Below are 23,743 nucleotides of genomic sequence, written 5' to 3' on the forward strand. Positions count from 1 at the left end.
TTCGCTTCGCTCGCAATGACGAGGTGTAATGCCTTACGCCCCGATCGCGATTTTCGGCTCGGCGTCCGCGTTGGCCGCCATCTCGCGCAGCGCGCGCCGGTACTCGACCGGCATCACCTTGCGGAATTTGGGCAGCCAGTCCTTCCAATTGGCAAGGATGTCGGCGGCGCGCTTGGAGCCGGTGGCTTTGGCGTGGCGCGAGATCAGGACGTGCAGCCGCTCGACGTCGGAGGCGAGCAGGTTCCTGAACACGTCGACCCGGCCATGCGCCTCGAGGTCGCCGGCATGGTGATAGGTGCCGGCGTTGATCAGCTCCTCCGACAGCACCGGCTCGAGCTCGACCATGCTGAGGTTGCACAGCTTGTCGAAGTCACCGGCCTCGTCGAGCACGTAGGCGATGCCGCCGGACATGCCGGCCGCGAAGTTGCGCCCGGTCTTGCCGAGCACGACCACGATGCCGCCGGTCATGTATTCGCAGCAATGATCGCCCGCGCCCTCGACCACGGCGACCGCGCCCGAGTTACGCACGGCAAAACGCTCGCCGGCGATGCCGCGGAAGTAGCACTCGCCCTCGATCGCGCCGTACATCACGGTGTTGCCGACGATGATGCTCTCTTCCGGCACGATGGCCGAGTTCCTCGGCGGCTTGACGATGATCTTGCCGCCCGAGAGGCCCTTGCCGACATAGTCGTTGCCTTCACCTTCGAGCTCGAAGGTGACGCCGTGGGCGAGCCAGGCGCCGAAGGCCTGGCCCGCGGTGCCCTTGAGGCTGACATGGATGGTGTCGTGCGGCAGGCCGGCATGGCCGTAGATCTTGGCCACCGCGCCGGACAGCATCGCGCCTGCGGAGCGGTTGGTGCTGTTGATGGCGGCCTCGATCTTCACCGGCGCGCCGCGATCGAGCGCTGCCTGCGCCTTCTCGATCAGCGTGCGGTCGAGCACCGCCTCCAGATGATGGTTCTGGCGCTCGGAGTGATAGATCTTCTGGCCCTTCTCTTCCTTCTGCTTGACGAAGAGCTTGGAGAAGTCGAGCCCCTTGGCCTTCCAATGCGCGACCAGCTTGGTCTGGTCGAGCAGCTGCACCTGGCCGACCATCTCGTTGAAGGTGCGGAAGCCGAGCGAAGCCATGATCTCGCGGACTTCCTCGGCGACGAAGAAGAAGTAGTTGATCACGTGCTCGGGCTGGCCGGTGAAGCGCTTGCGCAGGACAGGGTCCTGGGTCGCGACGCCGACCGGGCAGGTGTTGAGATGGCACTTGCGCATCATGATGCAGCCGGCCGCAATCAGCGGCGCGGTGGCGAAGCCGAACTCGTCGGCGCCCAGCAGCGCGCCGATCACGACGTCCCGGCCGGTGCGGAAGCCGCCGTCGACCTGGACCACGATGCGGCTGCGCAGCCGCTCGCGCACCAGGGTCTGGTGGGTTTCGGCGAGCCCGATTTCCCACGGCGATCCCGCATGCTTGATCGAGGTCAGCGGCGAAGCACCCGTGCCGCCCTCGAAGCCCGCGATGGTGACATGGTCGGCACGCGCCTTGGCAACGCCTGCGGCCACAGTGCCGACGCCGATCTCCGAGACGAGCTTGACCGAGACGTCACCCGTCGGGTTGACGTTCTTGAGGTCGTAGATGAGCTGCGCCAGGTCCTCGATCGAGTAGATGTCGTGGTGCGGCGGCGGCGAGATCAGGCCGACGCCCGGCGTCGAGTGCCGGACTCTTGCGATGGTCGCGTCGACCTTGTGGCCGGGCAGCTGGCCACCTTCGCCGGGCTTGGCACCCTGCGCCATCTTGATCTGCATCATGTCGGAGTTGACGAGATACTCCGTCGTGACGCCGAAGCGGCCCGAGGCGACCTGCTTGATCGCCGAACGCATGGAATCGCCGTTCGGCATCGGCTTGAAGCGGTCGGCTTCCTCGCCGCCTTCGCCGGTGTTCGACTTGCCGCCGATCCGGTTCATGGCGATCGCGAGCGTGGTGTGCGCCTCGCGCGAGATCGAGCCGAAGCTCATCGCACCGGTGGCGAAACGCTTGACGATCTCCTTGGCCGGCTCGACCTGGTCGAGCGGGATCGGCTTGCGCTTTTCTTCCTCCGCGTTCTTGATCCGGAACAGGCCGCGCAGCGTCAACAGGCGCTCCGACTGCTCGTTGAGGATCTTGGCGAAGGCGCGGTAGCGCTCCTGCGAATTGCCGCGCGCGGCGTGCTGCAGCAGCGACACAGACTCCGCGGTCCACGCATGGTCCTCGCCGCGGCTGCGATAGGCATATTCGCCGCCGACATCGAGCGCGGTCTTGTAGACCTGCGCCTCGCCGAACGCGTCGGCATGGCGGCGCACGGCTTCTTCCGCGATCTCCCCAAGGCCGACGCCCTCGACGCGGGTGTGCGTGCCGGCGAAGAACTTGGCGACGAAGTCGGCCTTGAGGCCGACCGCGTCGAAGATCTGCGCGCCGCAATAGGACTGGTAGGTCGAGATGCCCATCTTGGACATCACCTTGAGCAGGCCCTTGCCGATCGACTTGATGTAGCGCTTGACGATCTCATAGTCGTCGAGCGAGCCGGGCAGGCGGTCCTTCATCGCGGTGATGGTCTCGAACGCGAGGTACGGATTGATCGCTTCGGCGCCGTAGCCGGCAAGGCAGGCGAAGTGATGCACTTCGCGCGGCTCGCCGGATTCGACGACGAGGCCGACCGAGGTGCGCAGGCCGGTGCGGATCAGGTGATGATGCACGGCGGCGCAGGCGAGCAGCGATGGGATCGGCACGCGGTCGGTGCCGACCATGCGGTCGGACAGGATGATGATGTTGACGCCCTCGCGCACCGCGCTTTCGGCGCGCGCGCAGAGCTCGTCGAGCACCTGGTCCATGCCCGCCGCGCCGAGACCGGCGTGGAAGGTGGTGTCCAGCGTGCGCGACTTGAAGTGCGACTCCGCCACCTCCGAGATCGAGCGGATCTTTTCCAGGTCCGCGTCGGTCAGGATCGGCTGGCGCACTTCGAGGCGCTTGGTCGTGGCCATGCCCTGCAGGTCGAACAGGTTCGGCCGCGGCCCGATGATAGAGACGAGGCTCATCACCAGCTCTTCGCGGATCGGGTCGATCGGCGGGTTGGTGACCTGCGCGAAGTTCTGCTTGAAGTAGGTGAACAGCGGCTTGGCCTTGTCCGACAGCGCCGAGATCGGCGTGTCGTTGCCCATCGAGCCCGCGGCTTCCTCGCCCGTGGCCGCCATCGGCGTCATCAGGAGGGTGATGTCTTCCTGGCTGTAGCCGAACGCCTGCTGGCGGTCGAGCAGCGACAGGTTTGAGCGCACGCCCGTGGTCGGCACCTTCGGCAGGTCTTCCAGCACGATCTGGGTCCGCTCCAGCCACTCCTTGTAGGGATGGCTGGCGGCGAGCGAAGCCTTGATCTCGTCGTCCGGGATTAGGCGGCCTTGCTCGAGGTCGACCAGCAGCATCTTGCCCGGCTGCAGCCGCCACTTGGTGATGATCTGGTCCTCTGGGATCGTCAGCACGCCCATCTCGGACGCCATGACGATGCGATCGTCCTTGGTGACGAGATAGCGCGCGGGCCGGAGGCCGTTGCGGTCGAGCGTGGCGCCGATCTGGCGGCCGTCGGTGAAGGCGATCGCGGCGGGGCCGTCCCACGGCTCCATCAGCGCGGCATGATATTCGTAGAAGGCGCGGCGCTTCTCATCCATCAAGGGATTGCCGGCCCACGCCTCCGGGATCATCATCATGACGGCGTGCGGCAGCGAGTAGCCGCCCTGCACCAGGAATTCGAGCGCGTTGTCGAAGCAGGCGGTGTCCGACTGTCCCTCATAGGAGATCGGCCAGAGCCGGTTGATGTCCTTGCCGTAGAGCTCGGAGCTGACCGAAGCCTGGCGTGCCGCCATCCAGTTGACGTTGCCGCGCAGCGTGTTGATCTCGCCGTTATGCGCGATCATGCGGTAGGGATGCGCCAGCGACCAGGCCGGGAAGGTGTTGGTCGAGAAGCGCTGGTGCACGAGCGCGAGCGCGCTCTCGAAGTCAGCCTCGTGCAGATCGGGATAGTACTTGCCGAGCTGGTCGGCGAGGAACATGCCCTTGTAGATCACGGTGCGGCAGGACATCGAGCACGGGTAATAGCCGGCGAGGCCGCGGTCGCGGCGCTGGTAGATCGCCTGCGAGATCGACTTGCGCAGGATGTAGAGCCGGCGCTCGAACTCGTCCTCGGTCTTGGCGGTGCCGTTGCGGCCGATGAACACCTGCATGCAGGCGGGCTCGGTCGGCTTCACGGTGACGCCGAGCGAGGAATTGTCGGTCGGCACGTCGCGCCAGCCGAGCAGGGTCAGACCCTCTTCCTTGATCTGGTCGGCGACGATGCTCTTGATCACGTTGCGCCAGGCGGTGTCGCGCGGCATGAACAACGCGCCGATGGCGTATTCGCCGGGCGCCGGCAGCTTGAAGCCGAGTTCGGAGGCCTTACGGCTGAAGAAGGCGTGCGGGATCTGCACCAGAATGCCGGCGCCGTCACCCGCGCGCGGGTCGGCGCCGACGGCGCCGCGATGCTCGAGGTTGCAGAGGATGCTCAGCGCGTCCGAGACGATCTCGTGCGACTTCTTGCCCTTGATGTTGGCGATGAAGCCGACGCCGCAAGAGTCCTTCTCCAGGCTCGGATCGTACAGGCCTTCGGCTTTGGGGCGCGAATTGTGCTCTTGAATCGGTGAGGTGATCGGATCGGTCGTTTTCGAGGCGACCGTCGCCGACAGCTCTTCTGCCACGATGTTTGCGCGCTCGAATTGCGACCCGTTCATTGTTCCTGTCCTCTCCATGCGGCAAGCTGCCTCACCGCCATCTTCGGCGCACCTTGGGCGTCCCGCGGCACCCGCTCCTGGGCCACCGCTCGTCCTCTGCGAGCCGCATTTTCTTAAATTCAGGCCTAGGCGTTCTTCGTCCCCGAGAACGGCTTTGCCTGGTACCTTGCCGGCGCTCGAGAGCACCAGTTCTCGCTGCAATCCCTATGCCGGAACCGCAGGCAAAATTGAGACAGTCTTCCTGTCCTAACCATCACCTTGCCAAATTTTTGTCTAGCACACAAGCGCGCGGAAGTCCCGATTCCGCAGAAGTCAATCGATCGCTTTCCAAAAGTTGCGCAGCCCCGGTTTTGAGGCAAACACGCCCTGATCCGGCCCCGGCGGCGCCGAAATCCCAAATGAAGCTTCGGATCAACCCTTCGGAAGGCGCGCCACGCCGCGAGAAGCGAAAGAGGGCGGCCACCGGAGGGCCTGACAGGAGCGTCTGGATCATGAAGTTTTTCACAGGATGTGTGGCCGCCGCCGTGCTGGCGCTGGGTGCCAGTGCGGGGCAGGCCCAGGTTCCCGCGAGCGGTATCGCCAGAGGGGCCGTCATCGCGGTCTCGGATTTCGACGGGCCCTATGCGCCGCCGGAAGCCGCCCCGCCGCCGCGCTACGGTTATGGCTACGAGGAGCGCGGCCCTGCGCTGGCCTTGTTGCCGCCGACCGAGGTTTACGCTGTGCTGCGCGAAAACGGCTTCTCGCCGCTCGGCATTCCGCGCCTGCGCGGCGGCGTCTACACCATCGCGGTGATCGACAGAAACGGCGACGATGGCCGGCTGGTGATCGACGCCCGCGGACGGGCGGATCATCCGCTTCATGCCCGCCCCTGACGCCTATGGCATGGCGCCCGCCTATGACGAGCGCGCGGTCGCGCCCTACGGGCCGCAAACCGCACTGCCGCCGACCGTGGTCCGCGGCGGCCCGCCGCGCCCGCCGGCGTCGATCCCGCATGTGGCAAGCCGCGCCGTGCCGCTGCCGAAGGCCGCCCCGCGGCGCGCCGAGCCGCCGGTCGTCGTTGCCAAGCCAGCCGAGCCGGCGGCGCAGGCAGCGCAGGCCCAACCCGCGCAGCAAGCCGCCGTGGTGCAAGCCAAGCCGACCGAAGCCGCTCCGCAAGCAACCGCGCCGACCGTCGGTCAGGTCAGGCCGGCCCCGACCATCCTGCCGACGCAGGAGATGCCAGCCGCACTGGGGCTGGATTAGGCCTCAGCAAACGGAAAGCGCCCGAGAATCTCTCGGGCGCTTTTGCGTGAACTGACTGCGCCTCAGCTCCGCGGATAGCCCGCCGCATCCAGGATCAGATTCGCCACCTCCTTTGGATGCGACACCAGCGAGAGGTGGCCGGCATCGAGCTCGATCGTGGTGGCGTTCATGCGCTTGGCGAGGAAGCGCTCGAAATCGGGGTTGATGGTGTAGTCGTTCTTCGACACCGCGTACCAGCTCGGCTTGGAGCGCCAGGCCGCCTCCGTGGTGCGGCCGGCGAAGATCGAGGCCGCCGTCGGCCATTGCACGGCGTAGAGCTCCTTGGCCTGCTCCGGCTTCACGCCGTTGGCGAAGTACTTCAGGAAGGCCTCTTCCGAGAGCTTGGTGTAGCCGTCGCGCTCGACGATGCCGGCGCGCGCCGGCCCGGCCGGAAACTGCTTCGACAGCGCCACGAAATCCTCGTTCGCATCGGGCGCGCGTGCGGCGACGTAGACGAGGCCGGTGACCTTCGGGTCGGTGCCGACCTGGCTGATCACGGTGCCGCCCCAGGAATGCGCGACCAGCACCGTCGGCCCGTCCTGCTCGGCCAGCGCCCGCTTGGTCGCCTCGACGGAGTCGCTGAGCGAGGACAGCGGATTCTGCACGGCGGTCACATGCAGGCCTGCAGCCTGCAGGATCGGGATCACCTCCGACCAGCTCGAGCCGTCGGCCCAGGCGCCGTGCACCAGCACGACGTTCTTCGCCTTGACCGTCTGCGGTGTCTGGGCATGAGCGAGGTTGAGGGGAGCGGCCAAAAGGCTCGCGGCGACGAAAAGGCTGCGCCAGAGTGACATGATCTTCTCCGTGTTTTTGGTTCGATGCCCAAAGGACGGAGAGCGAGGCGACGGTGTTACGCCATCACTGCTCTGTGATGCATTGCAACGAAAAAAACGCCCCGGGGCACCGGGGCGTTTTCGCAACCTGGAAGTCGCTGGGTTTGGTCGCCTGGCTCAGGCGGCCTGCGCGGCGGAGTTCTCGATCACCTGCGCCTTGGCGCCGGCGTTGATCGCGATCTGGCGCGGCTTCTTGGCCTCGGGAATCTCGCGGACGAGGTCGACATGAAGCAGCCCGTTCTCGAGCGAGGCGTCCTTCACCTGCACGAAGTCGGCAAGCTGGAAGGCGCGCTCGAAGGCACGCGCGGCGATGCCGCGGTAGAGCACTTCGGATTTCGAGTTCTCGTTCGCGACCTTCTCGCCCTTGATCGTCAGCGTGTTTTCCTTCGCGACGATGGAGAGCTCATCCTTGGCAAAGCCCGAAACCGCAACGGTGATGCGGTAGGCATTCTCGCCGGTGCGCTCGATGTTGTAGGGGGGATAACCGGGGCTGCCGTCCGAGCTGGCCTGGTCGAGCAGGTTGAAGAGACGGTCGAAGCCGACGGTGGAACGATAGAACGGAGTGAGATCGTAGCTACGCATGGTCAAGTCCTCCATTGAGCGACTGTTGGTAACCCGCCCGCCAATCGGGCCGGGCTTTAGTCTGTGTGCAGCCTGATGTTCCGGTTCCGAAACACTGGTAGCGGCCTGCACGAAGGTGATATGGGTGGAACGAGACGGCGTTCAAGAGGGCGGGACAGGCGCCTTTTCGGCGCTTTGGCCCCTTGATTTGCAGCACTTCCCGCCCAAGCACGCCCAATGACGCTGGTCTCGATTCCCGCCAATCCGGTCCCCGAAAACGTCGTCAGCGGCACCATCAAGACCCCTGATGGCGTCGAGCTGCGCTTTGCGCGCTGGGCGCCGCCGGCGAACCGCAAGGGTACGGTCTGCGTCTTCACCGGGCGCAGCGAGCAGATCGAGAAATATTTCGAGACCGTGCGCGACCTGCGCGACCGCGGCTTTGCGGTGGCGATGATCGACTGGCGCGGGCAGGGCCATTCGTCGCGCCGCCTGCGCGATCCGCGCAAGGGCTATGTGCGCGACTTCGCCGATTTCGAGATCGACGTCGAGACCTTCGTGCAGCAGGTGGTGCTGCCGGATTGCCCGCCACCCTTCTTCGCGCTCGCCCATTCCATGGGCGGCACGGTGCTGCTGCGGGTGGCGCATGCCGGCAAGCGCTGGTTCGACCGCATGGTGCTGTCTGCGCCGATGATCGACCTGCCCGGGCGCACCACCTCGCTCCCCGTGCGTGCGCTGCTCAAGACGATGCGCCTGCTCGGGCAGGGCGGCCGCTACGTCCCCGGCGGCAGCGACCGCCTCACCGGGCTCGAACCCTTCATCAACAATCCCTTGACCAGCGATCCCGTCCGCTATGCGCGCAACGCCGCGATCCTGGAGGAAGACCCGACGCTTGGCCTAGCCTCGCCGACGGTCGCCTGGGCCGATACCGCCTTCCGCGCGATGCACACCTTCAAGCGCGTGAACTACCCCTCCCAGATCCGCCAGCCGATCCTGATGCTGGCGGCCTCCAACGATACCGTGGTCTCGACCGCGGCGATCGAGGAATTCGCCTATCATTTGCGCGCCGGCTCCCATCTCGTGATCGCCGGCGCCAAGCACGAGATCCTCCAGGAGCAGGACCGCTACCGCGCGCAGTTCTGGGCCGCCTTCGACGCCTTCGTGCCGGGCACGCCGCTGTTCAAGTGAGAAGAGATCGGGAGCCTCCACGAGGACGGTGAGAATCGGAGTCGAGGAGCGTCCTCATTCTCCGTCATTGCGAGGAGCTCTTGCGACGAAGCAATCCAGCTATCTCCGCGCTGACAGCCTGGATTGCTTCGCTGCGCTCGCAATGACGAAGCAAGATTCTTTACAGCGTCTTCAGATACTCGATCAGGTCGTAGCGTTCGGCGTCATCCTTGAACATGCGGCCGATGACGCCGGGGCGCTTCGGCTCGCCGTCCTTGCGCTCGAAGGAATGGCCGAGCACGCTGTTGCCCTGGATCGGCTTGCCGTCGGAGCCGGTCGCGGAGAACTCCGTTTCACCGGTCTTGCAGCGCTCGTTGGCGGCGACTGCGAAACCGACGGTGTCGGGGTCGTAGTCGCGACGGCCCATGCAGAATTTTTGTGGTCGATCGTTCTGCGGCTTCAGCAGCCAGTACAGCGAAGGCACCGAGCCGTTGTGCAGGTAAGGCGCAGTGGCCCAGATGCCGTTCAAGGGCCGCGCGCGATAGCGCGGATCGGGCGCCGGATTGAGACAGTTCTTGCGCGCCATATTCCACATTTGCGCCCGTTCGGCCTCCGGGATCTTCTCGTCGTCCATCCATTTGCGGGCGACGAGATCGACCACCGTCATGAGCCCGAGTGCATAGACCATCTCGTTGGGCGATTTGCTCGCGGTCGGGATCTCGCACTGCCACCACGTCTGCAGGTCAGCCGTGTTGACTTTCAGAAAGCCGGGCACGTCGACGGTCCGCTTGCTGAGAACGAGGGACTGCTCGGGATCGGTCTTGATCTCGTCGAGCGGGATCGTCACCGCATTCAGCACCTTGCTGTCGCCGCTCGGCTCCCAGCGCTTCGACGACCAGAAGGCCGGGGTGTTGATGTCAGGCAGATGGCATCCGGAGCACATCTCCGCGTAGATGGCGCGGCCGCGTTCGACCCGATCGGGCTTCAGCTTCCAGGCATCGCCGAGGATGTGCGAGGGCCATTTCGGTGCGAGCAGGCCGCCGAACTTCGGACCATCAGCCGCCTTGAATGGATCGGGGCCTCTCAGCATGTCCTCGATCCAGCCGAGCGTCCTGATGTTCACCGAGGAGCGCCACAGCCTGTCCTGCGGATAGGCATCGGACAAATTGAGCAGCGCCGTCACGCCGAGGGCTTCGCCGGCGTTGCGGATCAGCGGCTGCTCGATCGAGGCGTCGTACTGGGCGAATTTGAACCAGGGCACCGTCCAGATCGCGGGATAGCTGACCGGCGCGTCCTGGGCGTGCAGGTTCTTCTCGAATCCCTTGACCCCGCTCATTGCGAGGTCCTGCGAAAACACCTGGTTGCCGATGCGGTTGAGGGCATCGAGCCGGCCGAACCCTTCCTCGGTGTCCTGCTGCTGCTTGCCGTCCCAGGTCGTCTTGCCTTCGATCGTTTTCTCGTAGGTCTTGGCCCAGTCGATCAGGAAGCTGCCGATCGTGCTCAGCTTCTGCTTGAGCGCAGCGCGGTCCGCCTTGCTGGCGTCGGGGCCGAGCACGCGATCGGCGAAACGCTGGAAGCGGAACGGGACGTACAGCGTATAGGCGATCGACAGGCCGGTCGCGAGCTCGAGCTTCTTCAGGTCGGTCATCGCCGGGCCGCCGTCGAAACGGACGTCGATGCCCTGGTAATGGATCTGGCCGGTATGACAGGCGGCGCAGGTCAGTCCGATCATGTCGTCCTCGCGGCGGCTCGTCGCGGGATCGACCACGCCGGTCATGCGCGCGAAGCCGACCGGCAGGCCGTCAACGTTCTCCGCCGGCGTCCAGCGCGTCGACCAGTCCGACGCTTGCGTGGTCTCGTAGACATTGGCGTAGCCGAAGCGGCGCAGCGTCGCCGTGTCGGTCTGGATCGTCTGCGGGCTCGGGATGAAGCCGAAGCGTTCGAGATAGGCGCTGTCCTTGATCAGGCCCGGCTTGGAGAACAGGTGGAGCTGCGGCTGCTCCAGCGCCACGAACCACTCATAGGGCACCGGGAACGTCGCGGTGCCCTGGCTGGCGTGGTGGAACCAATGTCGGTCCTTGAGCGACCAGTTTTGCTCGAGCCAATAGGCAGCCTTGGTTTCGGGCATCGCCGGCAGGGGCGGCGGCAGGAGATTCACCAGCACGCCCTTCTGCGGCAGCATGGCACGAACCTGGTTGGGGAATTCGGCGACCGCGACCAGGGCGACGAGGCCGAGGCCGATGACGAACGCCGTGAGCGCGACCGCCCAGCGAAAGCGGAGCTGGCAGGACGACAGCAGCGGCTGCGATACGATCCGCTGATTGATGCGGTCGGGGAATTGGCGCTGTTCGAACAGCGTGCGCACGTCGGCCACGCTGAGATAGCGCTCTTCACCCTGCTTGCCCTTGCCGATGATCTTCAAAAGGATGGGCCATTCGAACTTCATCAGCAGCGGGTAGTACCAGCGAGCGGCGCTGCCGGCGCGCTCGAGGTTGTCACGCATGAAGGTCTTGATTTCCGCGGCGTTGAGGCCGGGCTCGCTGCTGCCGGTGTTCGGGTCGGTGTAGTTCCGGCCGAAGCTCGCGAGCCGCGCGATCTCGTCCTCGTCGATCTTGCCGTCGATGCCGAGGATGCGCGAGCCGGCGCCGCGCTTGTCCAGCGGGCCGCCGCGCAGCGCGTCGAGCTGCGCGCCCGAAAAGATGCTCTTCAGAATGTGCTTGACGCCGTTGGCGATCATCGCGACGCCGCGGACCTGGATGCGGGCCGAGACCTTCTTCAGCCCCGTCTCACCGGTCGCATTGGCGATGGTCTGCGACAGCGTGTTGAGCGGGACGGTGCCGCCCTCGACGAAGCCTTCGCCGACGAGGCCGCGCAGGAACGGGCAGGGATTGTTCGGCGAGACTGGAATCGAGGGATCGAGGGGCGGCTTCGAAGCGGGGTGATGCATGGCCCAAATCCTGAAAGCAGCGAATCTTGAAAAAGCAGGCGCGCTGTTAGAGCGCGGAAAGTCCTAACAAACCGACAGCACGATATACTACTTCAGCGTGTGACGAGTGTGGCCCATTTCACTGTCGTGTCAACAACGAGCAGGCGGTCGCACCGGAACCACGTCGGGCCTGCGGCCCTTTCGCTCAGGATTCTGCGGCCCGTTTCACGTCGCTCTGCACCAGCGTCAGCTTGCCGAGCGGCACGCCGGCCTTCAGCAGCCCCTCGCGATAATGAGCGATGTCCTCGGGCCGCTTCCAGTGGAAGTTGCGCAAGTGCCTGTCGACATTCAGCGTTGGATAATTTGCCATCAGCACGCGGGCGGCTTCGCTGGCCTCGTCGCTTCGTCCGAGCTGCGCCAGCGCCGCGGCGCGGATCGCCAGCGCCTGCATGTGATTCGGGTTGATGTAGAGCTGCTCGCGGGCCCACGACAGCGTCGCGTCATATTGGCGCAGAAGGTAATGACTGAACGCGTTCAGCGCCGCCCATTGATAGCGCGGGTCGCTGTTGTCGCGCTGCGACGCCATCGAGAACAGCTCGATCGCCTCGCGGTGCTCGCCGATCATGAAATGGCAGATGCCGAGCACGCCGCGCGCGCCATTGTCGTAAGGGTTGAGCGCGACCGCGCGCTTGGCGGCGTCCATTGCCGCCTCGTGATGACCCTCCAATGCGTGCGCCCAGGTCAGGATCGAGAACGCGAAAGAGGAGCGCGGATCGAGCCGGACGCTGGTTTCGGCGAGGCTCATCGCCTCGGCCCACATCTCGCGCGTGCCCTTGACCCAGCCGAACTGAATGCTCTGGATCTGGATCGTGGCGAGATAGGCATGCGCGATCGACAGCTTGGGATCGAGCCCGATGGCCTCGCGGAATAGGTCGACCGCGACGGCCAGATCTTCCTTGGTTTGCCGATAGTAATGCGACAGCCCCTTGAGGAAGCGGTCCCAGGCGGTGACGTCGGTCGAGAGCCGCGCCGGCGCCGAGGCCTCGGCACGGACGATCTCGGTGGCGATGGCGGCGGACAAGTTGGTGGTGATCTCGTCCTGCATCGCGAACAAATCGCCGATGTCGCGGTCGTAGCGGCCGGTCCAGAGCTGCTCGCCGGTCTCCGGCGCGATCAGCTCGGCGGTGACGCGGATCTTGGCGCCGGCGCGCCGCACCGAGCCCTGGATCAGATAGGAGGCGTCGATCTCGCGCGCGATCAGCCGGGTGCCCACGTTCTTGCCCTTGAAGGCGAAGGTCGAGTTGCGGCTCAGCACCCGGTAGAAGGATTGCAGCGACAGCGCGTGGATCAGGTCCTCGGTGAGGCCGTCGGAGAAATATTCGTCCTGGGCGTCGCTGAGATTGGCAAAGGGCAGCACGCCGACGATGGCCGTGCGGTACTGCTGCGACAGCGCCGAGGCCTCACGGAGCTCGGGGGCAAGCGCCGGCGCCCCTTCGGGCGTCCAGGTAAAGACCCCGATCGCATCCTTGATGTTCTTGAAGCGATGGTTGCCGGCATCGGTCAGCGGCACGGTGAGATGCTTGCTCGCCTCCCGGTAGGCCTTGGCCGAGATCGCGAAGCCGCCGGGGCTCGCCACCGATTCCAGGCGGACGGCGATGTTGACATCGTCGCCGAAGACCTCGTCCTCGTCGGCGATGACGTCGCCCATGTGGATGCCGAGCCGGAACTGCATGGCGCGGTCGGCTGGCAGATGGCGGTTGCGTTCGGCCATCAGCGTCTGCATCGCGATCGCCGCCTCGGCGGCGCCGACGATCGAGGCGAATTCCAGCAGGAAGCCGTCGCCGGTGTTCTTCACGACGCGGCCGCCGTGATTGAGGATGATGGGATGGATCGCGGCGCGATGGGCCTTGAAGGCGGCATGGGTGCCGGCCTCGTCGCTGCCCATCATGCGCGAATAGCCGGCGACATCGGCGCAGACGATGGCGGCCAGACGTCTTTCCATATCCTCAAAGCTCCAAGGGACCAGATGACCGGCCACAGCGTGGCGGTTGCCGCGAATCCCGCATTTCAAGAACCCCGCCTTTATAGAGCAGATGCGCCGCAGCGGAAGCATGATCCGCATTGCAAATTCGAGGTAAATCCTGCGCAATCCCGGCGGTGGATGGGAACGGGCGAACCGACTAAGCGGAACCAGGACCGCCAGGACGGCAGCGGAGGACCTTCATGCTGGGCATTCACGAGATCGGGCTTTTCATCCTCTCGGGCGTGCTGCTCAACATCACGCCGGGGCCGGATTCGGTTTACGTGATCGGCCGCAGCATGCAGATGGGCTGGCGGGGGGGAGCCGCTGCCGCCCTGGGCATCAGTTGCGGCTGCTTCGTCCATGTCGCGGGCGCGGCGATCGGGCTTTCGGCTCTGCTGATGGCCTCGTCCACGGCCTTTTCGATCCTGAAGCTGGTCGGCGCAGCCTATCTGGTCGTGACCGGTCTCCAGATGCTGTGGTCGCGCCCGGCGCTGGCTGCAAGCATCGACGAGCCGGCGCGGAGCTCATTGCAGCGGGTCTTCCTCCAGGGTGTCTTCACCAACGCGCTCAATCCCAAGGTCGCGCTGTTCTTCCTCGCCTTTCTGCCGCAATTCGTCGCAGCCGATGCCCCGCACAAGCCGCTCGCCTTCCTGACGCTCGGCCTGATCTTCATCTTTACGGGGACACTGTGGTGCCTGGTGCTGGCGGCGTTCGCCGCCAGAGCCGCCTACCGGCTGCGCAAGTCCGAGGGCGCGATCGCCTGGGTCAACCGCGCGCTCGGCGGCCTCTTCATCTATCTCGGCATCCGCGTCGCCATGCTGGAGACACGGTAGCTCCTTCTAGTGAATGAGAAGCGGTCCGATCGAGGCTGCGCTCGGGAGGTTTCGATGATCCGTGGAAGCTGTCTGTGTGGCACCGTGCGGTTCGAGATCGAGAAGGTGCGCGCGCTGACGCACTGCCATTGCGTCAATTGCCGCAAGCTGAGCGGCGCGGCCTTCGCCACCTACGCGCATGTCGATGCCGACAAGTTTCGCTTCGTGGCGGGCGAGGACATGACGGCATCTTACGAATCCTCGCCGGGCAGTATCCGCTACCGTTGCAGGACCTGCGGCTGCCCGACGCCGGGCAAGGCGAGCTATCTCCCGACCGTCAGCATTCCCGCTGGCCTGCTCGATGACGACCCGGAAGTCCGGCCTCGCCTCCACGTTTTCACCTCGTCGCGCGCGTCGTGGTGGACAATCCAGGACGACCTGCCCCAGCACGAAAAATGGGTGCCGGGCTACGGGCCGAAATCGTAAGGCGCTTAAGCGAATTCTTTCGCCAGCGCGCTGCCGGCGAGGTAAAGGCCGAGCAGGATCATCGCGATCAGGAACCAGCGGCGAAACGCCTCCGCCGGCATCCGCGCCCGCACCGATTGGCCGATGAACATGCCGGCAAAGGCCATGGCGAGTCCGATCGCGCCCGGCACGACATTGGCGGGCGTGAGCAATCCGACCGCGGTCAGGTTGAAGGCGAGCGCCAGCGTTGCGGTGGTGAAAAACACCCCGAGCGCCTGCACCAATTCGTCCTTCTCCATGCCGATCGCCTGCATGAACGGCATCGACGGGATCACCTGCACGCCTGTTGAGGCCGAAATCACCCCGGTGATGACGCCGACCACGCCGCCGACCCATTTCTCGTTCTCGGGCGCGACGCGGAAGTGGAACTTGTTCAGTCCGATCACGGCGTAGACGACGAGCAGGGCGCCCAGCACGATCGTGCCGTAGCGCGCATGCGGCCCGGTCAGCGCGCCGGCATTGAGCCAGCAGCCGACCACGGTGCCGATCATCAGCGGCCACAGCCGCCGCAGGATGTCGCGCAAATACGGGCCGACGAAGGTCTGCCAGATGTTGGTGACGATGGCCGGCACGATGACGATGGCGATGGCGCGGCTCGGCGCCATGCTCACGGCGAGCAGGCCCATCGACACCGTCGGCAGGCCGAGCCCGACCACGCCCTTGACGAATCCGGCGAGCAGGAACACGGCGGCGATGAGGATGAGCAGCGGGTCGATCATGTCTGCACATTGACCGAAGCCGCGCCGGCGCACAATCTGGAGGTTACGGAGAGAGCCTTCGGCCTCAACGAAGGCTCAAGGAGACATCGCATGCGCTTCGACCTGGTCGATCTCCAGCTCTTCATCGCGGTCGCCGACCAGCGCAGCATCACCCGCGGCGCGGAGCGCTCGCACCTCGCGCTGGCCTCGGCCAGCGCGCGCATCAAGGGGCTCGAGGATGCGCTCGGCGTCGCGCTGCTCAAGCGCGGCCGCCGCGGCGTCGAGTTGACCGCGGCCGGCGAGAGCCTGCTCGATCATGCCAGGCTCGTGATCCACCAGATCGACGCCATGCGCGGCGATCTCGCCGGCTTTGCCAGCGGCGTGCGCGCCAGCGTGCATTTTCTCGCCAACACGTCGGGCCTGTCGGAGCATCTGCCGAAAGCGCTCGCCGGTTTCCTGCGCCAGCATCGCGACGTCGCCGTCGACATCGAGGAGCGCGAGAGCACCGATATCGCGGCGGCGATCACCGCAGGCGCCGCCGATCTCGGCTTCGCCGCCGAGCACGCGCTGCCCGAGCATATCGAGCGCTTTCCCTTCAGCGAGGATCGCCTGACGCTGGTGACGTCGAAACGCGGCCCGTTCGCCGGCCGCCGCCAGATCGACTTTCAGGAGGCAGGGGCTTGCGACTTCGTCGGGCTGACCAGCGCCACCGCGCTCCAGATGCACATCTCGAAGCACGCCGCGCGGCTCGGCATGCGGCCGCATTTCCGCGCGCGCCTGCGCGACTTCGACGCGATCTGCCAGATGGTCGCGGCCGATGTCGGCGTGGCGCTGGTGCCCGAAGCCGCCGCCCGCCGCTGCGCCAGGACCATGCCGCTCGCCATGATCCGCCTGCGCGATGCCTTCGCCAACCGCCGTCTCGTGATCTGCGCGCGCAGCTTCAAGGCGCTGCCAAGGCCGGCCAAGCTGCTGGTGGAGCATTTGCGAGCCGAGGCGGTGTGAGGACCTGTTACCCTCCCCTGGAGGGTCAGGACAATCGCAATTGAATTTTGCAGAGGTCGTCATGCCCGCGCTTGTCCCGGGCATCCACGTTCTTTGTGCCGCGTGGAAAGGCGTGGATGGCCGGGACAAGCCCGGCCATGACGCTGCCATAGCGGCATCTCATATGCGATAGCCCTGCCCTCCAGGGGAGGGTAAGACACCTACTTCGCCATCTCCGCTCCCGCGTCGGTGATGCAAGCCCTCCGCCCGCGCGCTACTGGTTCAAAAGCTTCAACGCTGCCTCGTGCACCCGTGCGTCGCCGGCGGCGATGATGCGGCCGCCGCCTTGGGCCGGCTTGCCTTCCCAGGTGGTGACGACGCCGCCGGCGCCGGTCACGATCGGAATCAGTGCCGCGATGTCATAGGGCTTCAGCTCGGTCTCGACCACGAGGTCGACGTGGCCCGCGGCAAGCATGCAATAGGAGTAGCAGTCGCCGCCATAGCGCGACAGCCGCGCGCTCTTCTCGATGTGGCCGAAGATGGCGCGGTCGCTCTCGTTCATCAGCAGCGGGCTGGTGGTGTAGGTCGTGGCCTCCGACAGCGAAGCGCAGCGGCGGACCTGGAGCCGGCGCTCGCCCGACGGCCCTTTATAATTGGCCGAACCGTTGTCGCCGGAAAAGCGCTCGCCGATGAAGGGCTGGTGCATCATGCCGAACACCGGCGTGCCCTTGTGCAACAGCGCGATCAGCGTGCCCCAGATCGGAAAGCCGCCGATGAAGGATTTGGTGCCGTCGATGGGGTCGAGCACCCAGACATAGTCGGCGTCCTCGCGCTCGTTGCCGAATTCCTCGCCGACGATGCCGTGCTGGGGGAAGTTGGCCTTGATCAGCCGCCGCATCACCGCCTCCGCGGCGCGGTCGGCCTCCGTCACCGGGTCGAAATCCTTGGTCTTGCTCTTGTCGTCGATCGACAGCGAGGTGCGGAAGAACGGCAGGATGGTTTCGCCGGAGGCGGTGGCGAGCCGACCGATGAAGGCGGAGAAGTCGATCACCGTCACAGGCGAAATCCTCGAAGCGAAGTTGGAGAGCTTGCCTCCTGCCTAGCTCAATTCGCCTGCCGCGTGCAGCGCTGTCTTGATATTGCTCCCTGGTATTTTGGATGCCGCGGCGGGCTGCCCCATTCCAGTCATCTGCTGGCCAAATATCGATCATGGAGTTGAAATCTTAGTTCCGACCTTGCCTTGTTCGCATGCAAATGACTATCAACCCATTGAATTCCCTCATCAAAGAAACTGAATCTGGGTTTCCATAGAAGCAACTGAGCCATGTGCGATTTGCATGGGAAACCGCGCAAAAGCCCTTGCACTTTGTGCGGCGCGGTCGCATATTGTTGCGGTGCGGTAGCGCCTCGCGTTACCGCTGCCCTCCTTGGGCGTTTCCTCCCTAGACTTGGGCCGCTTGCGTCATTCGCGAGCGGCCCTTTTTTCTTAGCCCCGCCGTTTTCATTTGGGGCGCGCAAGCTTGCGAAGCGAAAACGCAGTCGCGCGCAAGGCCTCGTCGTTTCGGAGAGAAGCTGCGTCCTATTCCGCCGCGGCTTGGAACGGGCCGAGATCGGCGAACGGAATCGTGGTCGCCAGCACGTCGGCGAGAACGCCGAAGTCGGAGGCCACTTGCGCAAAGCGAGCGCCGCGCTCGCGCCGCCGCTCGTCCATGTAGATCGCGCGGTTGAGCTCGAGCTGCACGGCGTGCAGGCCGCTCGCGGGATTGCCGTAATGCTCGGTGATGAAGCCGCCGGCATAGGGCTTGTTGCGGCCGATCGAATAGCCGAGCCCGCTCATGGTCTCCTCGACGCGATCGGGCAAGAGCGGCGTGCAGCTGGTGCCGTAGCGATCGCCGATTACGACGTCGGGCCGGCGCGGCTCGTCCCTGCTGACGCCGACCGAGGGCATCGAGTGGCAGTCGACCAGCACCACCGTGCCGAACATCTGGTGCACCTTGTTGATCAGCCGGCGCAGCGCGCGATGGTAGGGCTTGTACAGCGTCTCGATCCGCCCCAGCGCATCGTCGACCAGGAGGCGGTCGCGATAGATCTCCTGGCCGTCGCCCACCACGCGCGGAATGGTGCCGAGGCCGCCGGCGACCCGCATCGAGCGGGTGTTGGCGAAGCTCGGCAGCCGGCCAGTGAACATGCGCGGGTCGAGCTCATAGGGCTCGCGGTTGACGTCGACATAGGAGCGGGGAAAGTTGACCCGCACCGTCGGAAAGCCGCGCGCGCTCAGATGGCCGATCAGCTCATCCATGAACGAATCTTCCGACCGTCGCAGCGTGGGCAGGTCGATCCGCGACGCCGCCAGGAATTCTTCAGGATAGGTCGAGCCGGAATGCGGCGAGTTGAAGATGACGGGCGCGCGCCATTCGGCAGGCTCGAAGATCTCGAAGGCTGGCGACATGTCGCCGTCAAAGCGGGTCATCTTCTCAGGCTTCGTCCCTTCGTGCCGCACGATCCGGACAAGCTCCGGGTCCAATGATTCGGCCGATCTCGCGGCTCTTATGTGTCGTCATTGTCCGGAATCGCAACCATTCTGCCAAGCGAAAAGATGTCATGGCCCCTTGGAACACGTCTTAACCGTGCAGGCATCGGGATGGGGACGCGCCGGTCCGGCTCGATTGATCTGGACCTCGTTCCGGTCCACAAAGAGCCGGCAGCGGGGCCGGCGCAGGGTTAAGATTTTCACCCCAAATTTACCCTCTGTCGGGCTTAGTGACCTCTGCTGATATCCTCTGGGGATTCGACGTTTCCTGCCATGCCAAAGATCCTGCTCGCCGAAGACGACAACGACATGCGCCGTTTCCTGGTCAAGGCGCTGGAAAACGCCGGTTTTCAGGTCTCGTCCCACGACAACGGCATGGCCGCCTATCAGCGGCTGCGGGAAGAGCCGTTCGAGATGCTGTTGACCGACATCGTCATGCCGGAAATGGACGGCATCGAGCTCGCCCGCCGAGCCTCGGAACTCGACCCCGACATCAAGATCATGTTCATCACTGGCTTTGCCGCGGTCGCCCTGAACTCGGATTCGGACGCCCCCAAGAACGCCAAGGTCCTGTCCAAGCCGGTGCATCTGCGCGAATTGGTCAGCGAAGTGAACAAGATGCTGGCGGCCTGAATCGGCCCCCTTCCGTCCTTGCGCCGGCTCCCCTGAGCCGTTATAGGGACCCCACCCGACACAAGTGGACTTTAGGGCACGTAGCTCAGCGGGAGAGCACTACCTTGACATGGTAGGGGTCACAGGTTCGATCCCTGTCGTGCCCACCACGCTTCGCCTTCGGCTTCGCGTGGCACAGCCTGGAAGATTGCGGCGAAGCGTGTCCGGCGTAGCTCGAAGAGCGAAGACGGACTGGTGCGGCTTGCTCGAAAGCTTCTAGCCCGTTGCAGCGACGCGCAATCCGGCCGCAGTTTCCCGGCCGCTGTCCCGGATGACCCTGCACTCCATCCGGGCTACAATGACATCTCCGACACGAGGCCGCCCATGACCGTGTCCGTCATCGAGCAAGCGAAGATCCAGGCGCAGGTGCTGGTGCCGCTGATCAAGACGTTGCAGGCCGAGCTCGGCGAGGCGCGCGCCAATGCGCTGGTGCGCAAGGCGCTCGGCGATCTCTATCGCGGCTTCGGCGAGGCGTTCTGGAAGGCCAAGAACGAGAGCAATCTCGGCAAGGCCGTGTCGTCGGCCTTCAAAACTTATGCCCGCGACGATGCGCTCGCTTATGACGTGATCGAACAGACGGCGGACGCCTTCGCGTTCGACGTGACGCGCTGCGCCTATGCCGAGTTCTACAAGGCCCTGGGCGAGCCCGAACTCGGCTTCCTGCTGATCTGCACCGCGGACTTTGCGACCGCGGAGGGGTTCGGTCCCGACGTCAGGCTCACGCGCACGCAGACCATCATGCAGGGCGCCTCTCATTGCGATTTCCGCCACCGCCGGGATGGAGGCGGATCACAGTGAGAGGAGCGATGCGGACGATCTGTCTCGCCATGGCGATGCTGGCGCTGATGGCGCCGCGCGCCGACGCCGCGATCGTCGACTGGCAAGCCGAGCTCCAGCGCTGCCGCAGCTTGCGCCAGAACGTGGCGCCGCTGCTTCAGGCCGGCGAGGGGATCTCCGCCGTCGGCCGCTCCAGCAGGTCCGTCCGCCGCTGCATCTGGATCCAGCGGATGGCGGTGCGGAAGAGAATTCCCGGCGCGGAGGTGTGGTAGCCTGACCGAGCTCATGGCCCCGGCGTGACGAAGGCCGAGATGATCGTGCCGTCGTTGCCGAGCGCGATGTGCCAGTGCGAGGCTGCGCCACCCTGATGCCAGACGGAATAGACGTCCTGTCCTTGTGCGTTCACACCGAGGAATTCGATCGAGGTGATCGGACCCATTTCGGCAAGGCCCGGCTGCAGGCGCGGCAATTGCTTGCGTGTCGCCTCGGCCAAGTCGGCGCTCATCTCGCCGTAATTGGGCTGGCCCGATGCGACGCTCTCGATCAGACGGCGAAGCGCGGCCGCGGTCCCGGGATTGGCGGACCGGCTGCTCATACGAGACTCGATCGCGCGTTGGAGCTCTTGCGCCGTGCTCGTGTCGATGCGTGGCATGGTGTGATCGTTGCCGTGCTGGCGCAGGATCACGGCGGTAGGCACCCCATCCGGCCCGAGGGTAAACCGTAGCTCGACATCGATCTCCCGCGCGGCGAATTCCGTTTCGCCCACCGCGTAATATTGCGCCGAGCTTTGACCGCTCAGCCGTCCAGACAGATGATCCTGTTCACGCGTCACGGTGAAGACGGCGCTATGGAATTGGTATGTTCCGGCATAACGATCCAGCACCGCCTGCGGCAACTGAGTTTCTTTGGCTCTCGAGCGGAGCTGATCCGCAGCATCGGTCTTGGTGCTTTCCTCGTTGCTGCGGCCCGAGCCGGCCTGCTCCGCAGAACGGATTCGGGCCGCCAGGACATTCCAATCGGCCAGCCCGAATAACCTCGCGATGAGCTCGAGGCTCTCGCTGACGGTGAGGGAGACCGATCGGGCGTTGAGGGATTCTCGGAGCGTCTGCGCCATGGCTTTGGCGTCGCGGAAATCGCGCATACTCTGTTCCTTTGCAACATGAACGGAGAATGTCAGGGCTTGCGTTACTGACCCGTTCGCGTGAGCAAAGGAAGCGGGCGGCGGTCCGATACACTTCACCATACCCCGAAGGGCGCAAGCGGCCGGCGGTATCAACCTTTCGAAATTTGCTTGAGAGCGCCATGCTTGTCAACTGACGTCGTCGGCGTCTCGACATGGATCACGCATCACTCTTCCGTTGATGCACGACGCGCAGGCTGCAGCAGCAAGTCCTTCAGTCCGGTCGGATAGAGCTTCGGCCCGCCGTCCAGGTCGAGATCGGCAAGGTCGAACCACCGCGCGACGATCTGCTCTCCATTGTCCTCGCGGAAGTCGATGCGCTCCCGGCCGGCGAATGCGCCAGCCGGAAACGCGACCTCCGCGATGTACATCACCTCGTGCCCGGTCGATCCCTCGTGCACAAAGATGTTCTCCAGCATCAAGGGCTCACCCACGATGCCGACGTCGATGCCGAGCTCTTCGTTGAATTCCCGCACCAAGGCCGCGCGCCAGCTCTCGCCGAACTCGATCTCGCCGCCGAGCGGGCGCACCCCCTTGATCCGCCCCGCATCGTCGCGCACCTCGGCCGCCAGCAGCCGCCCGCCGCGCCAATGCAGGCCGATAGCGACGACGCGGATACCGGGATGTGGGCGCCAAGTGGTCATGGCGGATCGTTAATCCGTGTCGCATGCTTTCGCAACGAGGGACGAGATCGTGTGCTTGCGATGGCGAGATGAGAGACCCGTCACTCCACCAGATACTTCTTCACCGCCGCTTCGTCCCACGCGATCCCGTTGCCCGGCTCCTCGCTCGGCAGCGCAAAGCCGTCCTTGATCTGCAGCCGCGTTGCCAGCACCGCGTCGGCCCAGTCGACATATTCCAGCCAATGCGCGGTCGGCGTCACGCAGAGCAGATGCGCGCTGACTTCAGAGAACAGGTGCGACGACATCTCGATGCCGGCAGCATGGGCAAGCGAAGCGGCGCGGAGCCAGCCGGTGACGCCGCCGATGCGCTGGACATCAGGCATCACGTAGTCGCAGGCCTCTGCCGAGAGCGCGGCTTGCATGGAAAACGCGCTGTCAAAATTCTCGCCGATCTGGACCGGCGTCTGCAGCGCGTCGGCAATGCGGGCGCAGCCGGCATGATCGTCGTGGCGGATCGGCTCCTCGATCCAGCTGAGGCCCTCGTCGTCGAGCATCTCACCGCGGCGGATCGCTTCGGTGACCGTCAGCGCCTGGTTGTAGTCGCACATCAGCGTGACCTCGTCGCCGACGGCCTTGCGCACCGCGCGCACGACGGCGAGATCCTCCCGCGCATCGCGTCGGCCGACGCGGATCTTTGCGGCGTGAAACCCCTCGGCCAGCAGCTTGTGGGCTTCCTCCACCGCGGCGCCTGCCGGCATGATGCCGAGCCCCTTCGAGTTGTAGGCGCGCACTGGCTTCGGCCTGCCGCCGAGCAGGCGGGCGAGCGGCAGGCCGCGCGAGCGCGCCAGCGCGTCCCATGCCGCCATGTCGATGCCGGATTGCGCCAGCCGCTGCAGGCCGGCGAGGCCCAGCAGCGTGAAGCGCTGGCTCAGCTTGCGCTCGATCTCGAACGGCAGCAGCTCGTCGCCGGCGACGAGGTCCGACATTTCCGTGACCATCGCCGCCAGCGGCTTCAAGGCCGAGGGCGTGAGCGAGAACAGATAGGAATGACCCACCGCGCCGTGGTCGGTCTCGCAGTCGATCAGCACCAGCGGTGCCTTGGCGACCGCCCCGGTCGCGGTCTGGAGCGGCAGGTTCATCGGCACGATCACGGGACGTGCCTGGAAGCGCTTGATGCGGACGGTCTCGGTCATGGCTCTCTCCCGGCGGAGCGGATGCAGGTCGGCGCCGATCTTAAGCATCCGTGATCAAACGAAAAGGCGCTTGCTGCGACCACCATAAAATGGGGTTGCGCCGGCCGGCAATTCTTGGCTCTGTGCCGCCGCATGCATTGTCTCGGATTCCGGAAGGATTTGCGACAAAATCGCACAGAACGGAG

The 23,743-nt window shown here is 65.3% G+C and carries 18 protein-coding genes, 1 tRNA gene and 1 pseudogene; 9 read left to right on the forward strand and 11 right to left on the reverse strand.

The genetic code is table 11. From position 1 onward, the window contains the following. Positions 1–33 precede the first annotated feature (33 nt). Positions 34–4,779 (reverse strand): glutamate synthase large subunit, encoded by a 4,746-nt coding sequence (gene gltB / locus I6F09_RS08580; RefSeq protein WP_225187875.1) that lies wholly within the window; start codon positions 4,777–4,779, stop codon positions 34–36. Between the two features lie 491 nt (positions 4,780–5,270). On the opposite strand from gltB, the pseudogene I6F09_RS08585 reads away from it, so the two are divergent. After that, positions 5,271–6,021: pseudogene (locus I6F09_RS08585) on the forward strand (hypothetical protein). Positions 6,022–6,083: 62 nt separating this feature from the next. On the opposite strand, the gene I6F09_RS08590 reads toward I6F09_RS08585, so the two are convergent. Together I6F09_RS08590 and I6F09_RS08595 are read right to left on the reverse strand one after the other, a co-directional pair. After that, positions 6,084–6,854 carry an alpha/beta hydrolase gene (locus tag I6F09_RS08590; protein WP_036036655.1) on the reverse strand — a complete coding sequence of 257 codons (771 nt, stop codon included), beginning with the start codon at positions 6,852–6,854 and terminating at the stop codon, positions 6,084–6,086. A gap of 156 nt (positions 6,855–7,010) precedes the next feature. Continuing rightward, positions 7,011–7,475 (reverse strand): Hsp20 family protein, encoded by a 465-nt coding sequence (locus tag I6F09_RS08595; RefSeq protein WP_035997846.1) that lies wholly within the window; start codon positions 7,473–7,475, stop codon positions 7,011–7,013. A gap of 216 nt (positions 7,476–7,691) precedes the next feature. Here I6F09_RS08595 and I6F09_RS08600 point away from each other — a divergent pair, with 216 nt between their 5' ends. Further along, complete coding sequence (locus I6F09_RS08600) at positions 7,692–8,639, forward strand: alpha/beta hydrolase (protein WP_035997802.1); 948 nt, start codon at positions 7,692–7,694, stop codon at positions 8,637–8,639. Positions 8,640–8,799: 160 nt separating this feature from the next. On the opposite strand, the gene I6F09_RS08605 is transcribed toward I6F09_RS08600, so the two are convergent. Next, positions 8,800–11,565, reverse strand: a complete 2,766-nt coding sequence (locus tag I6F09_RS08605) for a di-heme-cytochrome C peroxidase (RefSeq protein ID WP_225187876.1) — start codon at positions 11,563–11,565, stop codon at positions 8,800–8,802. Between the two features lie 184 nt (positions 11,566–11,749). After that, complete coding sequence (locus I6F09_RS08610; protein WP_225187877.1) at positions 11,750–13,546, reverse strand: tetratricopeptide repeat protein; 1,797 nt, start codon at positions 13,544–13,546, stop codon at positions 11,750–11,752. 221 nt (positions 13,547–13,767) lie between these two features. Here I6F09_RS08610 and I6F09_RS08615 point away from each other — a divergent pair, with 221 nt between their 5' ends. Next, positions 13,768–14,400, forward strand: coding sequence for a LysE family translocator (locus tag I6F09_RS08615; protein ID WP_036036663.1), 633 nt, complete (start codon positions 13,768–13,770; stop codon positions 14,398–14,400). 54 nt (positions 14,401–14,454) lie between these two features. Then, positions 14,455–14,865: a GFA family protein gene (locus I6F09_RS08620; protein ID WP_036021404.1), complete on the forward strand. Its 411-nt coding sequence runs from the start codon at positions 14,455–14,457 to the stop codon at positions 14,863–14,865. 5 nt (positions 14,866–14,870) lie between these two features. Here the strand turns inward: I6F09_RS08620 and I6F09_RS08625 are convergent, their stop codons facing one another. Continuing rightward, positions 14,871–15,623 carry a sulfite exporter TauE/SafE family protein gene (locus I6F09_RS08625; protein WP_035997816.1) on the reverse strand — a complete coding sequence of 251 codons (753 nt, stop codon included), beginning with the start codon at positions 15,621–15,623 and terminating at the stop codon, positions 14,871–14,873. A 90-nt stretch (positions 15,624–15,713) separates the two neighbouring features. Here I6F09_RS08625 and I6F09_RS08630 point away from each other — a divergent pair, with 90 nt between their 5' ends. Next, positions 15,714–16,604, forward strand: a complete 891-nt coding sequence (locus I6F09_RS08630; protein ID WP_225187878.1) for a LysR substrate-binding domain-containing protein — start codon at positions 15,714–15,716, stop codon at positions 16,602–16,604. Positions 16,605–16,857: 253 nt separating this feature from the next. On the opposite strand, the gene hisN is transcribed toward I6F09_RS08630, so the two are convergent. Both hisN and I6F09_RS08640 read right to left on the reverse strand, forming a co-directional pair. Beyond that, positions 16,858–17,640, reverse strand: a complete 783-nt coding sequence (gene hisN, locus I6F09_RS08635; protein ID WP_036021430.1) for a histidinol-phosphatase — start codon at positions 17,638–17,640, stop codon at positions 16,858–16,860. Positions 17,641–18,162: 522 nt separating this feature from the next. Beyond that, complete coding sequence (locus I6F09_RS08640; protein ID WP_035997849.1) at positions 18,163–19,053, reverse strand: N-formylglutamate amidohydrolase; 891 nt, start codon at positions 19,051–19,053, stop codon at positions 18,163–18,165. Between the two features lie 333 nt (positions 19,054–19,386). Between I6F09_RS08640 and I6F09_RS08645 the strand changes: the two genes are divergently transcribed. The 4 genes from I6F09_RS08645 to I6F09_RS08660 all read left to right on the forward strand — a co-directional run bounded on the left by I6F09_RS08645 (position 19,387) and on the right by I6F09_RS08660 (position 20,834). Continuing rightward, positions 19,387–19,746, forward strand: coding sequence for a response regulator (locus tag I6F09_RS08645; protein WP_007597092.1), 360 nt, complete (start codon positions 19,387–19,389; stop codon positions 19,744–19,746). A gap of 74 nt (positions 19,747–19,820) precedes the next feature. After that, a tRNA-Val gene (locus I6F09_RS08650) sits at positions 19,821–19,895 on the forward strand. A 214-nt stretch (positions 19,896–20,109) separates the two neighbouring features. Continuing rightward, positions 20,110–20,583 carry an L-2-amino-thiazoline-4-carboxylic acid hydrolase gene (locus I6F09_RS08655; RefSeq protein ID WP_225187879.1) on the forward strand — a complete coding sequence of 158 codons (474 nt, stop codon included), beginning with the start codon at positions 20,110–20,112 and terminating at the stop codon, positions 20,581–20,583. A gap of 8 nt (positions 20,584–20,591) precedes the next feature. Next, positions 20,592–20,834 (forward strand): hypothetical protein, encoded by a 243-nt coding sequence (locus I6F09_RS08660; protein WP_036021432.1) that lies wholly within the window; start codon positions 20,592–20,594, stop codon positions 20,832–20,834. A gap of 11 nt (positions 20,835–20,845) precedes the next feature. Here I6F09_RS08660 and I6F09_RS08665 read toward each other — a convergent pair whose 3' ends face one another. The 3 genes from I6F09_RS08665 to I6F09_RS08675 all read right to left on the reverse strand — a co-directional run bounded on the left by I6F09_RS08665 (position 20,846) and on the right by I6F09_RS08675 (position 23,558). Further along, positions 20,846–21,703: a glyoxalase superfamily protein gene (locus I6F09_RS08665; protein WP_035997829.1), complete on the reverse strand. Its 858-nt coding sequence runs from the start codon at positions 21,701–21,703 to the stop codon at positions 20,846–20,848. Between the two features lie 206 nt (positions 21,704–21,909). Next, entirely contained in the window at positions 21,910–22,386 is a 477-nt protein-coding gene (locus tag I6F09_RS08670; protein ID WP_225187880.1) for an NUDIX hydrolase, read from the reverse strand. An 80-nt stretch (positions 22,387–22,466) separates the two neighbouring features. Further along, positions 22,467–23,558: an enolase C-terminal domain-like protein gene (locus I6F09_RS08675; protein WP_225187881.1), complete on the reverse strand. Its 1,092-nt coding sequence runs from the start codon at positions 23,556–23,558 to the stop codon at positions 22,467–22,469. Positions 23,559–23,743: the final 185 nt, after the last annotated feature.

Source organism: Bradyrhizobium sp. IC3195, from assembly GCF_020193585.1.
GTDB classification, from domain to species: Bacteria; Pseudomonadota; Alphaproteobacteria; order Rhizobiales; family Xanthobacteraceae; genus Bradyrhizobium; species Bradyrhizobium yuanmingense.

Coding starts and splice junctions, on each gene's coding strand:
- gltB (WP_225187875.1), bottom strand. CDS start 4,779: ATGAACGGGTCGCAATTCGAGCGCGCAAACATCGTGGCAGAAGAGCTG.
- I6F09_RS08590 (WP_036036655.1), bottom strand. CDS start 6,854: ATGTCACTCTGGCGCAGCCTTTTCGTCGCCGCGAGCCTTTTGGCCGCT.
- I6F09_RS08595 (WP_035997846.1), bottom strand. CDS start 7,475: ATGCGTAGCTACGATCTCACTCCGTTCTATCGTTCCACCGTCGGCTTC.
- I6F09_RS08600 (WP_035997802.1), top strand. CDS start 7,692: ATGACGCTGGTCTCGATTCCCGCCAATCCGGTCCCCGAAAACGTCGTC.
- I6F09_RS08605 (WP_225187876.1), bottom strand. CDS start 11,565: ATGCATCACCCCGCTTCGAAGCCGCCCCTCGATCCCTCGATTCCAGTC.
- I6F09_RS08610 (WP_225187877.1), bottom strand. CDS start 13,546: ATGGAAAGACGTCTGGCCGCCATCGTCTGCGCCGATGTCGCCGGCTAT.
- I6F09_RS08615 (WP_036036663.1), top strand. CDS start 13,768: ATGCTGGGCATTCACGAGATCGGGCTTTTCATCCTCTCGGGCGTGCTG.
- I6F09_RS08620 (WP_036021404.1), top strand. CDS start 14,455: ATGATCCGTGGAAGCTGTCTGTGTGGCACCGTGCGGTTCGAGATCGAG.
- I6F09_RS08625 (WP_035997816.1), bottom strand. CDS start 15,623: ATGATCGACCCGCTGCTCATCCTCATCGCCGCCGTGTTCCTGCTCGCC.
- I6F09_RS08630 (WP_225187878.1), top strand. CDS start 15,714: ATGCGCTTCGACCTGGTCGATCTCCAGCTCTTCATCGCGGTCGCCGAC.
- I6F09_RS08640 (WP_035997849.1), bottom strand. CDS start 19,053: ATGACCCGCTTTGACGGCGACATGTCGCCAGCCTTCGAGATCTTCGAG.
- I6F09_RS08645 (WP_007597092.1), top strand. CDS start 19,387: ATGCCAAAGATCCTGCTCGCCGAAGACGACAACGACATGCGCCGTTTC.
- I6F09_RS08655 (WP_225187879.1), top strand. CDS start 20,110: ATGACCGTGTCCGTCATCGAGCAAGCGAAGATCCAGGCGCAGGTGCTG.
- I6F09_RS08660 (WP_036021432.1), top strand. CDS start 20,592: ATGCGGACGATCTGTCTCGCCATGGCGATGCTGGCGCTGATGGCGCCG.
- I6F09_RS08665 (WP_035997829.1), bottom strand. CDS start 21,703: ATGCGCGATTTCCGCGACGCCAAAGCCATGGCGCAGACGCTCCGAGAA.
- I6F09_RS08670 (WP_225187880.1), bottom strand. CDS start 22,386: ATGACCACTTGGCGCCCACATCCCGGTATCCGCGTCGTCGCTATCGGC.
- I6F09_RS08675 (WP_225187881.1), bottom strand. CDS start 23,558: ATGACCGAGACCGTCCGCATCAAGCGCTTCCAGGCACGTCCCGTGATC.